Below are 12,884 nucleotides of genomic sequence, written 5' to 3'. Positions count from 1 at the left end.
CGCTACTCCGACTTGAGGATCGTCTCCCCTTTCAGCGTCCCCATGTCCCGCGTGTTGAAGCGATGCCGCTTCCACCCCGCCCAGGTGCGGCGGAAGTTCGCGAGCGAGATACCGTAATACAGCACCTTGAACATCCGCAGCGCTCCCCACATCGGCGTGCCCTTGTAGATGTCGCCGGCCAGGAGCGACATCAGCGCCTCCTTCACCCGGAACGGATTGCCCGGGTGCATGAACATGTCGCGGATGGTCGGGTTCGTCACGCGGTAGATGAACCACGAATACTCGCGCGGGCCCTTGCGCATCATGGCCTCGAAGCCCTGGCGCGCGGCGGCCAGTTCGGCCGGCTGGTCGAGCGCGGTGGCCACGAGCTCGGCGCCGTCGAAGGCGCTGTGCATCGCCAGGTACACGCCCGAGGAGAACATCGGGTCGATGAAGGTGAAGGCGTCGCCCAGCAAAAGGTAGCGGTCGCCCGTCGCGTGCGTGCTCGAGTACGAGAAGTTGCCGGTGGCATGCACCGCATCGTCGACCAGCGTGGCGTTCTTCAGGCGGTCCGCCAATACGGGGCACAGCGCGATGGTGTCGTAGAAGAAATCCTTCAGCGGCTTGTCGCGCGTCTTCAGGTAGTACGGCCAGCAGACCGCGCCCACGCTGGTGGTGCCGTCGGCCAGCGGAATGAACCAGAACCAGCCGTGCGGAAACCAGCAGATGCTGATGTTGCCTTCCTTCTTGCCCTCCAGCCGCTCGGCGTTCGTGAAGTGGCCGAAGACTGCCGTGCTGTTGTGGTCGGGGTTCTTTTCCTTGCAGCGGAATTTGTTGGCCAGGAGCGTGTCGCGGCCGGTGGCATCGACCACGAAGCGGGCGCGCCAACTGCGCTTGGTGCCGTCGTCCATCTCGGCCTTGACGGTCGCACCGTCGGCGTCGAACGCCACATCGCGCACCTTGCAGCCTTCGATGGTTTCTGCGCCGCGCGTGGCGGCGTTGCGGAACAGCAGCTCGTCGAGCTCCGAGCGGCGCACCTGCCAGGCGGAGTCGAGCGACTTGTCCCAGCCCTCGGCAAAGTCCACGTAGCTGCGGTGCTCGTGCTCCGGCGAGACGAACTCGATGCCGAACTTCGGCATGCCGATCTTTTCGACCTGGTCGCGCACGCCGAGCTTGTCGAACAGCTCCACGTTCGCGGGCAGCAGCGATTCGCCGATGTGAAAGCGCGGGTGGTGCGCCTTCTCCAGCAGCACCACCTTGCGGCCCTGTTGCGCCAGCAGCGCCGCAGCGGTCGATCCGGCGGGGCCGCCGCCGATCACGATCACGTCGCAGGATTCGTCCGTATGCGGGCCGGCGGAGGAGACTTCAGTCGAAGACATTCAGGCGATACAACTCGTTTTACAAGGCTGAGCAGCATAACGCCCTCCGCTCGGGCACAGGCCCCGTGCAAATGCGCTTGCGATTTCCCGAACGAAACACCGCGTTGGCAAAGCAACAAAAGAAACGGCGGCCATGAAGGCCGCCGTATCGGGGAAGCGAGCTTCGCTCAGCCTGCGCGTCGCTGCCCTGCAAGACGCCGCACCACGGCGATCAGGCGATCCACCTCGTCGAAGGTGTTGTAGAACGCGAGCGAGGGTCGCACCGTCGTTTCGACACCGAAGCGCCGCAGGATCGGCTGCGCGCAGTGGTGGCCCGTGCGCACCGCGATGCCTTCGTCGTTCAGTGCATGGCCCACCTCTTCGGTGGTGTAGCCGTCGAGCACGAAGGACATCACGCTCGCCTTGTCGGCCGCCGTGCCGATCAGCCGCACGCCCGGGATCGCACCGAGCTTCTGCATGCCGTACACGAGCAGGTCGTGTTCGTAGCGCGCGATGTTCTCGATGCCGACCTTGTTGACGTAGTCGATCGCAGCGCCCAGGCCCACCGCATCGGCGATGTTGCCGGTGCCGGCCTCGAACTTGTTCGGGATCGGCTGGAACACGGTCTTCTCGAAGGTCACGTCGGCAATCATGTTGCCGCCGCCCTGCCACGGGGGCATGTCCTCGAGCACTTCGCGCTTGCCCCAGACCACGCCGATGCCGGTCGGGCCAAACACCTTGTGGCCCGAGAACACGAAGAAGTCGGCACCGAGGTCCTGCACGTCCACCCGCATGTGCGAGACCGACTGCGCGCCGTCGACCAGCGCCTTGGCGCCGGCGCGGTGCGCGAGCTCGACGATTTCCTTCACCGGCACCACGGTGCCCAGTGCGTTGGAGACCTGCGTGACGGCAACGATCTTCGTGCGGTCGTTCAACAGCTTGCGGTACTCGTCAAGCAGCACCTGGCCCGAATCGTCCACCGGAATCACCCGCAGCTTCGCGCCCTTGGCGGCGGCGAGCTGCTGCCACGGCACGATGTTGGCGTGGTGCTCGAGGTTCGAGACGATGATCTCGTCGCCCTCGCCCACGTGCTGCCCGCCCCAGCTCTTGGCCACGAGGTTGATGGCCTCGGTGGTGCCGCGCACGAAGATCACTTCCTCGACTTCCGGCGCGTTGATGAACTTGCGCACGCGCTCCCGTGCGCCTTCGTACGCATCGGTCGCACGCGCAGCAAGCTCATGCGCCGCGCGATGAATGTTCGAGTTCTCGTGTTCGTAGAAGTACGCAATGCGGTCGATGACCGACTGCGGCTTGTGCGTCGTGGCCGCGTTGTCGAACCACACGAGTTGCTTGCCGTTCACGCGTTCCTGAAGGATCGGGAAGTCGCGGCGCACGGCGTTGACATCGAACGGCGGATGCTGGCCGCTGCCGGCGAGCGGTACCGCGTCAGGGCCGCGCGGATCGGGCTTGGCCGGCGTGACGAAGCCGTTGGGCAAGCGCACCGCGTCGACGAAGTAGAACTGCGCATCACGGCCCGCTGGTGCCGAAGGCGGGCTCGGCGGCAGCGCGGGTTGAGCAGTCGGTGCCGCCAAGCCTGCGAACGGATCATGAATCGCGAAGCCATCGCTGGCACCGGCCGTCGGATGTCCGTAGCTGTTATTCAGGAAGTAGAACGGCGATGCCGCTGCCGTCTGCGGCGCAGAGGGCGCAAGAGGCGCACCGACCTGCTGCGGCACGCCCAGCACCGTGCCACCCAGGCGCGGCTCGAAGGCCGGCGCCACCGACAGCACGTTGTCCGGCACGCCATTGCCCGCTACCGCATGCGGCAGCAAGGCCGGCGCGCGGTTCGCGAGCGAAGGCAGTTGGGTCGGCGATGCGGGCAGCACGTTGGCGCCCGGAATCTGCCCCTGCGGAATCGGCGTGCCCGGCACGCTCGGCCCGAAGCCGGCAGGGCTCACGAGCGGCGAGCCCGGCGGCGCGATGTTGGCGGGAAACTGCGCACCCGGCACCAACCCGCTCGCCACGCCGGGCAACGAGGTCGGCGACGTGCCCGATAAATAGGCAGGTGCCGTGCCCGGCAACGCAGAGAACATGGCGCTGGCCATGCGCGCGAGGATGGCCGGATCGAACGGCGCCTCGCCCGGAATCGTGGGTGTACTCACCGCGGCTTACTTGTAGGTGTCGGGATAGTCGTGGTACTTGCCGATCTCGACATCGTCGAGCACCGCCAGCGCGTCGGTGGTCAGCACCGCGAGCGAGCAATACAGCGAGATCAGGTACGACGCGATCGCATGGTTGTTGATGCCCATGAAGCGCACCGACAGGCCCGGGCTCTGTTCGCCCGAGAGGCCCGGCTGGAACAGGCCCACCACGCCCTGACGCTTGTCGCCCACGCGCAACAGCAGGATCTTGCTCTTGCCGTCGGCCACCGGCACCTTGTTCGACGGAATCAGCGGAATGCCGCGCCAGGTGATGAACTGCGAGCCGAAGAGGCTCACGGTGGGCGGCGGCGTGCCGCGGCGCGTGGCTTCGCGGCCGAAGGCGGCAATGGCGAGCGGGTGCGTGAGGAAGAACGCGGGCTCCTTCCACACCTTGGTCAGCAGCTCGTCGAGGTCGTCGGGCGTGGGCGCGCCGGTCAGCGGGAAGATGCGCTGCTCGTCGGTCACCTGGGCCAGCAGGCCGTAGTCGGGGTTGTTGATGAGCTCGCTCTCCTGGTTCTCCTTGATCGTCTCGATCGTGAGGCGCAGCTGCTCCTTGATCTGGTCGTGCGGGCTGCTGTAGAGGTCGGAGATGCGGGTGTGCACGTCGAGCACGGTGCTCACGGCATTGAGGTAGTGCTCGCGCGGGTTTTCTTCGTAGTCGACGAAGGTGCGCGGCAGCTGGTTTTCTTCTTCGCGCGAGGTGCAGGTGACCTTGATCGACTCGGGGTTCTTGACCTTGTTGACGCGGTAGATGCCCGCTTCCACCGGCACCCATTGCAGGAGGTGCGTCAGCCAGCGCGGGCTGATGGTCTCGAGCTGGGGAACTGTCTTGGTGGCATTGGCTAGTTGGCGTGCGGCGTTGTCGCCAAGGGCGGTGGTACCACCGACTGTTGCGCTCATGTATTAAAACTCCGTGAAAGATGGGCAGGGGGTAAGAAGAAATTGGTCGCCAGTGTCCGGGCGCCAAGGGTTTCCCCTCAACAGGCTATAGCCGCCAAGTTGATCCGCCTTGCAAGGCGCGATTGCTCCAGTTGCTCGCAGCGCGCAAGCAGGTTCACGATGTTGATGCCGAGCGCCGTCGCGAGCTTCTGCGCGGTGACGATCGACGGAATCACGCGGCCGCGTTCCACCTCGCCCACATACGAGCGATTGAGATCCGAGCGCTCCGCAAGCTGCTCCTGCGACCAGCCGTTCGCCTCGCGCAGCTGGCGCACGGCGACGCCGAAATCTTCGACAAAGGCTTTCATGGTGCGCTCGCTTTCGGTGCGTTCTGCAAACTGGCCTGGGTCACGCTCGCGCCCGGCTTCACGTCGTCGGTGATCCACACATTGCCGCCGATGACGGCACCCTTCCCCAGCGTCACGCGCCCGAGGATGGTCGCGCCCGCATAGATGACCACGTCGTCTTCCACCACCGGATGCCGCGGCAGGCCCTTCTGCAGGTTGCCCTCGGTGTCGGTGGGAAAGCGCTTGGCGCCGAGCGTCACGGCCTGGTAGAGCCGCACGCGCTTGCCGATGACGGCCGTCTCGCCGATCACGACGCCCGTGCCGTGGTCGATGAAGAAGCCCGCGTCGATCTGCGCGCCGGGGTGAATGTCGATGCCCGTCTGCCCATGCGCGAGTTCGGCCACGATGCGCGCAAGCAGCGGCAGGTCGAGCTTGTAGAGCTGGTGCGCGAGGCGGTGATGAATCATCGCGAGCACACCCGGATAGCACAGCAGCACCTCGTCGACGCTGCGCGCGGCCGGGTCGCCCTGGTAGGCCGCGAGCACGTCGCTGTCGAGCAGTCGGCGCAATCCCGGCAGCGCGTTCGCGAACTGGCGCACGGCTTCGGTGGCCGCATCATCGATCTCGCTCGCCGCGCGTGGCTCCAGGCGCGCATTGAAATTGAGTTCCAGCCGTGCCTGCACCAGGAGCGCCTGCAATGCGGCGTCGAGCGTGTGGCCGACGTAGAAGTCTTCGCTCTCGTGGCGCAGGTCCGGCGGGCCGAGCCGCATCGGAAAGAGCGCGCCTTTCAGCGACTCCACGATCTGCGTGAGCGCGTCGCGCGACGGAAACTCGCGCGCGCCGGGCTCTCGCGAGCGCCGTTGTGAATCGCGCCACTCGTCGCGCACGCCATGCAGCGCGCGCACGATGTCGCCTACCTCGAAATGGGCCATGTGTTTTTTCTCCCTGAATGTTCTGTATGAGTTCTTCTGTGGGGCGCGCAGTCAGTCCTGCACCCAAGGCAGCTTGTGGAAGCGCCAGCCGTCCGCACCGCCGCGGTGCTGATGCGCATCGATCTCGCCCTCGAAGCCTTCGAGCACATTAAAGACGTTGGTGAAGCCTGCCTTCGCGGCCGCCTCCGCGGCAAGCGCCGAACGCTTGCCGCTGCGGCACAGCAGCAGCGCCACGGCATCCTTGCCGCCCTCCTTGGCGAGCTTGGCTTCCAGCTCGCGCACGAAGCGGGGGTTGCGCGTGAGCGCGGTGCCGGTGGCCCAGGCCACATGCAGGCTTTCGGGCACATGGCCGACGAACTTGCGTTCCTCGCCCGAGCGCACGTCGACCAGCACGGCCTGGCCCTTTTGCACCAAGTTCCAGGCCACCGTCGGCGTTACGCCGCCGGCATAGGGCCAGTTGTTTTCGGCGGCCTTGGCGCGCGTCTGTTCCAGTGCTTCTGGCAAGACGAGTTCTTCTTCAACTTCCACTGACATGCTGTGCGGCTCCTGTTGTGCGTTGGAATTCGCCGTTGATGGCGATAACCACCACTTTAGGAGCGCCGCCCAGAACCTCAAACGACTGAAAAGTCGATTCCTAACAACCGGACGTTGTATAGCGCGATGTTCTGTGTTCTATGCAGCGGTTGCCGCCTCGGCCGCGCGTACGGCGGGCGCCGTCAGGTCCACGCTCCTTGCACCGTCCACGCCATAGGGAACGTCGCCCGCGACCGTCACCCGGCGCACCACCCGGTGCTGGTCGCCGTAGTCGTTGATCGCGTAGTGCTGCGTGGCCCGGTTGTCCCAGATCGCCACGTCGCCCTGCGTCCAGCGCCAGCGCACCGTGTTCTCCAACCGGTGCACGTGGCTCTGCAGCACGCTCAGCAGATGCTGGGAGTCATAAGTCGAATGGCCGGCCAGCCGCTTCACGAAGTGGCCGAGCACGAGGCTGCGCTCGCCGGTCTCGGGGTGCACGCGCACCACAGGATGTTCGGCTTCGAGCAGGCGGCGCGTGAACACTTCCCTGTAGCGCGTGACGCCCTCATCGGCCAAGTCGGCGGGCTGCCGCGAGGCGGCGTAGTCGTAGTCGTTGCCATGCACCGCGCGCAGCCGGTCGGCCAGCGCCTTCAGGTCGTCCGACAGGCTTTCGTAGGCCGCCACGGTGTTCGCCCAGACGGTGTCACCGCCGTAAGCCGGAATCACGACCGCACGCAGGATCGACACCTGCGGATACGCCACCTCGAAGGTCACGTCGGTGTGCCACGAGTTGGCGCGGCCGCCGTGGCGCGAATCGAGCTCCAGCAGCTTCGTGCCGTCCCTCGAGGGCACGGTCGGATGCGGCACCAGCTCGCCCCAGAGGCGGCCGAAGGCTTGCTGCTGCGCGTCGTCCAGGTGCTGCTGGCCGCGGAAGAACAGCACCTTGTGCTTGAGGAGCGCGGCCTTGATCGACCGGAACACCTCCGGCTGCAGCTCGCCCGAGAGCCGCACGCCGCGCACCTCGGCACCGATGTGGCCGGCGTGTCGGACGATATCGAGTTCGTTGTTGTTGTTGTCTTCTGCAACGACGGGGGAAGAAAGAACAGCGCTCATCGAAGGTCCTCTTTGGGGTTGATTCCAAAGATTCTGTGAGGCGCCTTCCCGGGCCGGAACGAAGCTGTTCGCAGTTCCTCATGCCCCATTCGACTAAGCCATGTTGGCTATATCGACCTGTGCGAAACAAAGGCAAAGTCGCGCGATGGATCACAAAGTCATCACCCTCATCAAGTGGCTCTTCCTGGCCATCGGGCTTCTGCTCCTGGTCGGCGCCATCTTCGTGGACCCCGAGGCCAAGCTGGCTCTCACGATCATGGGCGTCATCTTCGCGAGCATCGGCGGCGGCATCATCGCCTTCGGCCGCTGGAGCGCACAGAAGGAAGCCGACCTGCGCCAGAACGGCCAGCTCATCGAGGCCGAGTTCCAAGAGGTCGAGCAGAACGGCAGCATCGAGGTGAACGGCGAGCACCCCTACCGCATCGTCGCCAAATGGCACGACACATCGAACAACCGCCTGCACGTGTTCCGCAGCGCCAACCTCTGGTTCGATCCGACGGACTACGTGCAGGAATGGATTCCGGTCTACATCGATCGGAACAACCCCAAGCGCTATCACATGGAGACGTCGTTCCTGCCGAAGCTGCATTGACGTAAAAAAACCCGGCGTCACTAGGACACCGGGTTGTTCGCAATCGCCCGAGGGTCCGTCAGAGCTTCGCGATCGAAACCTCGGTCGACTTCACGAGCGCGACCACGTCGGAGCCAACCTTCAATTGCAGTTCGTCGACCGAGCGCGTGGTGATGACCGAGGTCACGATGCCCCAGGCGGTTTCGACATCGACTTCGGAGACGACGTCGCCGCGGATGATTTCGCGGACCTTGCCCTTGAACTGGTTGCGCACGTTGATGGCTTGGATGGACATGATGGTTTCTCTTTCAGATTGAAGAAATAAAGCAAAAAAGGATGGGATTGATCGGAGGGAGGGAGATCAGACGATTTCCGCCACCTCTTCGAACGCGAGCCGTGGCCCGCGCTCGAACGTACCGGCGTGGTCGGCCACGCCGAGGTTCACGAGAAAGTTGGCGCGATAGCGGCCATCGGGGAAGAAGGCCTTGTCGACCAGGTCCGCGTTGAAGCCCGACTGCGGCCCCACGTCGAGGCCGAGTGAGCGCGCCGCCAGGATCAGGTAGGCGCCCTGCAGGCTGCTGTTGCGAAAGGCCGTGGCCGCTGCAGCCTCGGCGCTCTTCTCGAAAAAGGGCTTGGCGTCGTAGGCGGGGAACTGCGTGGGCAGGTGCTCGTAGAAGCGCGTGTCGTGCGCCACGATCACCGTCACGCCCGCAGCCAGCGTCTGCGCCGTGTTGCCGGACGAGACCGCGGGCTTCAGCTTCGCCTTGCCCTCCTCGCTGCGCACGAACACATAGCGCGCGGGCTGCGCGTTGTAGGCGGTCGGTCCCCACTTCACGAGGTCGTAGAGCTTGTGGATCAGCTCGTCGGTGACGGGCACCGGCTTGAAGGCGTGCACGGTGCGCGCCTTGCGGAACAGCTGGTCGAGCGCCGCTTCGGGAATGGCGTTGAGTGTTGTCATGGTTTTCCGTTCATCGGAGCGGTCAGGACGCGGCTGCGAGCGCCACGTCGAGATCCGCGATCAGATCGTCGATGTGCTCGATGCCGACCGACAGGCGCACGGTGTCTTCCGTCACGCCGGCCTTGGCGAGTTCTTCGGGCGAGAGCTGCCGGTGTGTGGTCGAGGCCGGATGCGTCGCCAGCGATCGCACGTCGCCGATGTTCACGAGGCGTGTGAAGAGCTTCAGCGCATCGAGAAATTTCGCGCCGCCTTCACGTCCACTGCCGATGCCGAAGGTCAGCACGCCGCTGGACTTGCCGCCGAAGTACTTCTGCGCCAGCGCATGGTCGGGATGGTCTTCGAGCGCCGCGTAGTTGACCCAATTCACGGCCTTGTGCGTCTTCAGGTGCTGCGCCACCTTGAGCGCATTGCTGCTGATGCGGTCCATGCGCAGCGCCAGCGTCTCGATGCCCTGCAAGATGAGGAAGGCGTTGAACGGCGAGATGGCCGCGCCCGTATTGCGCAGCGGCACCACACGCGCGCGGCCGATGTAGGCGGCCGGGCCGAGCGCCTCGGTGTAGACCACGCCGTGGTAGCTCACATCGGGCTCGTTCAGGCGCTTGAAGCGCGCCTTGTGCTCGGCCCACGGGAACTTGCCCGAATCGACGATCGCGCCGCCGATGCTGGTGCCGTGGCCGCCCAGGTACTTGGTGAGCGAATGCACCACGATGTCGGCGCCGTGCTCGATGGGCCGGCTCAGGTATGGCGAAGGCACGGTGTTGTCCACGATCAGCGGCACGCCGTGGCGGTGCGCGATCTCGGCGATGGCGGCGATGTCGGTCACGTTGCCGGCGGGGTTGCCCAACGATTCGACGAACACTGCCTTGGTCTTGTCGTCGAAGAGCTTCTCGAAGCTCGTCGGATCGCGGTGGTCCGCAAAGCGCGTGGTGATGCCGAACTGCGGCAGCGTGTGCGCGAAGAGGTTGTAGGTGCCGCCGTAGAGCGCCGTGCTGCTGATGATGTTGTCGCCAGCCTCCGCGATGGTCTGGATCGCGTAGGTCACGGCCGCCTGGCCCGAGGCCAGCGCGAGCGCCGCGATGCCGCCTTCGAGCGCGGCCACGCGCTGCTCCAGCACGTCCTGTGTCGGGTTGTTGATGCGGGTGTAGATGTTGCCCGGCACCTTCAGGTCGAACAGGTCGGCGCCGTGCTGCGCGCTGTCGAACGCGTAGGCGACCGTCTGGTAGATCGGCGGTGCGACGGCGCGCGTGGTCGGTTCGGGCGAGTAGCCGGCGTGGACCGACAGGGTTTCGAATTTCCAGTTCTGCGACATGGGGACTGCCTTTCGGGACAAGAAGAAGGAAGACTCAGATCGCCCAGCGCAACGCGTGCGCGGGAGTTCCAAGCCAGCTGGCGTCGGCGCTGCTATCAGCCTCTTCGGGAGTTCCGGGCTTTTGCAGCACCCTGTCGAGGATGCGTTTTTCGATGGCCGCGAAGGCCGGGTCGCCCTGCGAGCGCGGGCGGGCGAGCGCGATGTTTTCGTCCAGCGCGATGCGGCCGTCTTCGATCAGGATCACGCGGTCTGCGAGGGCCACGGCTTCCTGCACGTCGTGCGTCACCAGCAAGGCGGTGAAGCGATGGCGCTGCCATAGGTTCTCGATGAGCCGGTGCATCTCGATGCGGGTGAGCGCGTCGAGCGCGCCCAGCGGCTCGTCGAGCAGCAGCAGGCGCGGGTGATGCACCAGCGCCCGTGCAAGCGACACGCGCTGGCGCTGTCCGCCCGACAGGCGCGCCGGCCATTCGTTCTCGCGGTCGGCCAGACCGACTTGCGCGAGCACCTCCTTGCCGCGCGGCTTGGCGTCGTTCGACAAACCCAGCGTCACGTTGTCGAGCACGCGGCGCCAGGGCAGGAGGCGCGCCTCCTGAAACATGATGCGGGTGTCGTCGTGCAGGCCGTTCACGGCCTTGCCGTCGGTGTAAAGGCCGCCGGAGGTCGCCTCTTCGAGCCCCGCGATCAGCCGCAGCAGCGTGCTCTTGCCGCAGCCGCTGCGCCCCACGATGGCGATGAACTGGCCGGGCTCGATGGTGAGCTTGGTGTTGCGCAGCACGTCTCGCGTGCCATAGCGCTTGTGCAGGCCGCGCGCTTCGAGGCGCACGCCGCCGGCAATGGCCTGGGCTTGGGCCCGGGGTTGGATGTCTTTCAGAACGGCACTCATGGGCTTCAGGCTCCGGGTTTGAACAGCGCGACGTCGAGCGCATTGAGTTTTCTGGGCAGCAGCTTTTCGCCGAAGAAGGCATCGGCAATGCGCTGCTGCTCGACGAGGCCATCGGCCACGACCGGGCGCACCGCGTAGCTGCGGCGGCTGTTGGCTTGCTCGATGGTGGCGGCGTCCAGGCCCCACACGGGCGACAGCAGCGCCGCGGCTTCCTTCGGGTTCTGCTTGACCCACTTGCCGGTCTTCTCGAGTTCGGCGTAGACCACGCGCAGCACGTCGGGCCGCGCCTTCGCGAACTTGGTGCTCGCGAGGTAGTAGCGCTGGTACGACGCTATGCCCGCACCATCGGCCAGGATGCGCACCTTCGACTGGCGCTGCGCGGCGGCGAGGAACGGGTCCCAGACCACCCACGCGTCGATCGCGCCCTTCTCGAAGGCGGCGCGCCCGTCAGCGGGCGTGAGGTAAGCGGGCACGATGTCCTTGAACGAGAGGCCAGCCTTCTCCAGCGCAGCGATCAGCAGGTAGTGCGCGCCGGCCGCCTTCGCGAAGCCGACCTTCTTGCCCTTCAGGTCGGCCACGGTCGTGATCGGTGAGTCTTCGCGCACGACGATCGCCTGTGCGGCGGGCGAAGGCGCTTCCTGCGCGATGAAGGTCAGCTCGGCACCGGCAGCCTGCGCGAACACGGGCACCGTGTCGGCCACGTCGGCGCTGATGTCAAGGTTGTCCAGGTTCAACGCCTCGAGCAGAGGCAGGCCGCTGGTGAACTCGTGCCAGCTCAACGTGGCGTTGAGCGGCGCGAGCTGCTTTTCGAGCGTGCCCTGGGCCTTGAGCAGTGCCGTCAGCGTCGATGACTTCTGGTAGCCGAAGCGCACGGTAACGGGCCGCGGTGCGGCGCCTTGCGCCAGCACGGCACCTGCGCTCAGCGCACCCAGCGTCGCAATGGCTGTGCGGCGGGACATGGAATGGTTCATTTGCCCTGCCCTCACTTCGGCTTCTTCTGATAACCGGGGTGCCAGCGCAGCCACCACTGCTCCAGGCCGCGCGCGAACAGGTCGGCCAGCTTGCCGAGCAGCGCATACAGCAGGATGCCCACCAGCACGATGTCGGTCTGCAGGAACTCGCGGGCGTTCATCGTCAGATACCCGATGCCGGCCTGCGCCGAGATGGTCTCGGCCACGATCAGGATCACCCACATGAGGCCCAGCGAAAACCGCAGCCCCACGAGGATCGACGACAGCGCGCCCGGCAGGATCACCTCGCGGTAAAGCTGCCAGCGCGTGAGGCCGTAGGTGCGACCCATCTCGATGAGTTGCGGATCGACGTTGCGGATGCCGTGGAAGGTGTTGAGGTAGATCGGAAAGAACACCGACACCGAGATCAAAAACAGCTTGGCCGATTCATCGATGCCGAACCACAGGATGACGAGCGGAATCAGCGCGAGCGCGGGGATGTTGCGCACCATCTGGATGGTCGAGTCGAGCAGCGTCTCGGCGAACTTCACCGAGCCGGTGAGCAGGCCCAGCGCCAGCCCGGCGCCGCCGCCGATGGCCAGGCCCGCGAGCGCACGGCCCGCGCTGACCTTCACATGCGTCCAGAGTTCACCGGACACGGTGAGCGACCACGCGGCCTTGACCACATCGACCGGTGCCGGCAGCACGCGCGTCGACAGCCAGCCGAGCGACGAGGCGATCTGCCAGAACACGATGAGCCCCACCGGCACGAGCCAGGGAACGAGGCGGCCCAGAACGTTGAGACCGAAGGCCTTGAGGGCGTTGCCGGACGCTGCATCGGAATCGGTCGAAGCCACCGGGAGCTCCTGTACTTGTTCAGTCATGAGGATT

At 65.8% G+C, this 12,884-nt stretch carries 14 protein-coding genes; 1 reads left to right on the top strand and 13 read right to left on the bottom strand.

Going from position 1 to position 12,884, the window contains the following annotated elements:
- Positions 1-2: 2 nt before the first annotated feature.
- The 7 genes from QFZ83_RS10625 to QFZ83_RS10595 all read right to left on the bottom strand — a co-directional run bounded on the left by QFZ83_RS10625 (position 3) and on the right by QFZ83_RS10595 (position 7,322).
- Positions 3-1,358, bottom strand: a complete 1,356-nt coding sequence (locus QFZ83_RS10625; RefSeq protein ID WP_307505885.1) for an NAD(P)/FAD-dependent oxidoreductase — start codon at positions 1,356-1,358, stop codon at positions 3-5.
- Between the two features lie 167 nt (positions 1,359-1,525).
- Positions 1,526-3,442: a family 2A encapsulin nanocompartment cargo protein cysteine desulfurase gene (locus tag QFZ83_RS10620; RefSeq protein WP_307512682.1), complete on the bottom strand. Its 1,917-nt coding sequence runs from the start codon at positions 3,440-3,442 to the stop codon at positions 1,526-1,528.
- Between the two features lie 63 nt (positions 3,443-3,505).
- On the bottom strand, positions 3,506-4,438 hold the full coding sequence (locus QFZ83_RS10615; RefSeq protein WP_013541112.1) for a family 2A encapsulin nanocompartment shell protein: 933 nt from the start codon (positions 4,436-4,438) through the stop codon (positions 3,506-3,508).
- 77 nt (positions 4,439-4,515) lie between these two features.
- Positions 4,516-4,785: a helix-turn-helix domain-containing protein gene (locus QFZ83_RS10610; RefSeq protein WP_307505882.1), complete on the bottom strand. Its 270-nt coding sequence runs from the start codon at positions 4,783-4,785 to the stop codon at positions 4,516-4,518.
- Positions 4,782-5,696 carry a serine O-acetyltransferase EpsC gene (gene epsC, locus QFZ83_RS10605; protein ID WP_307505879.1) on the bottom strand — a complete coding sequence of 305 codons (915 nt, stop codon included), beginning with the start codon at positions 5,694-5,696 and terminating at the stop codon, positions 4,782-4,784. The genes QFZ83_RS10610 and epsC overlap by 4 nt, the downstream gene beginning before the upstream one ends.
- Before the next feature lie 51 nt (positions 5,697-5,747).
- On the bottom strand, positions 5,748-6,230 hold the full coding sequence (locus QFZ83_RS10600) for a rhodanese-like domain-containing protein (protein ID WP_307505877.1): 483 nt from the start codon (positions 6,228-6,230) through the stop codon (positions 5,748-5,750).
- 138 nt (positions 6,231-6,368) lie between these two features.
- Positions 6,369-7,322: a TauD/TfdA family dioxygenase gene (locus QFZ83_RS10595; protein ID WP_307505875.1), complete on the bottom strand. Its 954-nt coding sequence runs from the start codon at positions 7,320-7,322 to the stop codon at positions 6,369-6,371.
- Between the two features lie 145 nt (positions 7,323-7,467).
- Here QFZ83_RS10595 and QFZ83_RS10590 point away from each other — a divergent pair, with 145 nt between their 5' ends.
- A complete protein-coding gene (locus QFZ83_RS10590; protein WP_307505871.1) occupies positions 7,468-7,914 on the top strand; it encodes a hypothetical protein in 447 nt (148 codons plus the stop codon).
- Between the two features lie 58 nt (positions 7,915-7,972).
- Here the strand turns inward: QFZ83_RS10590 and QFZ83_RS10585 are convergent, their stop codons facing one another.
- From QFZ83_RS10585 to ssuC, 6 genes are all read right to left on the bottom strand, one after another.
- Positions 7,973-8,188, bottom strand: a complete 216-nt coding sequence (locus QFZ83_RS10585) for a molybdopterin-binding protein (RefSeq protein ID WP_007829250.1) — start codon at positions 8,186-8,188, stop codon at positions 7,973-7,975.
- Positions 8,189-8,254: 66 nt separating this feature from the next.
- On the bottom strand, positions 8,255-8,851 hold the full coding sequence (locus tag QFZ83_RS10580) for a malonic semialdehyde reductase (RefSeq protein WP_307505868.1): 597 nt from the start codon (positions 8,849-8,851) through the stop codon (positions 8,255-8,257).
- A gap of 22 nt (positions 8,852-8,873) precedes the next feature.
- The gene (locus tag QFZ83_RS10575) at positions 8,874-10,160 is read right to left on the bottom strand and encodes an O-acetylhomoserine aminocarboxypropyltransferase/cysteine synthase family protein (protein WP_307505863.1); all 1,287 of its coding nucleotides are present in this window, start codon (positions 10,158-10,160) and stop codon (positions 8,874-8,876) included.
- 34 nt (positions 10,161-10,194) lie between these two features.
- Positions 10,195-11,043: an ATP-binding cassette domain-containing protein gene (locus QFZ83_RS10570; protein ID WP_307505860.1), complete on the bottom strand. Its 849-nt coding sequence runs from the start codon at positions 11,041-11,043 to the stop codon at positions 10,195-10,197.
- A gap of 5 nt (positions 11,044-11,048) precedes the next feature.
- Entirely contained in the window at positions 11,049-12,014 is a 966-nt protein-coding gene (locus tag QFZ83_RS10565) for an aliphatic sulfonate ABC transporter substrate-binding protein (RefSeq protein WP_307505858.1), read from the bottom strand.
- Positions 12,015-12,025: 11 nt separating this feature from the next.
- Positions 12,026-12,877, bottom strand: a complete 852-nt coding sequence (gene ssuC, locus QFZ83_RS10560) for an aliphatic sulfonate ABC transporter permease SsuC (protein ID WP_307505855.1) — start codon at positions 12,875-12,877, stop codon at positions 12,026-12,028.
- Between the last annotated feature and the right edge of the window lie 7 nt (positions 12,878-12,884).

The organism is Variovorax sp. W1I1 (assembly GCF_030815625.1).
GTDB classification, from domain to species: Bacteria; Pseudomonadota; Gammaproteobacteria; order Burkholderiales; family Burkholderiaceae_C; genus Variovorax; species Variovorax paradoxus_C.
The sequence above is the reverse complement of the archived record's forward strand: the minus strand, read 5'-3'. Positions and strand labels throughout refer to the sequence as shown.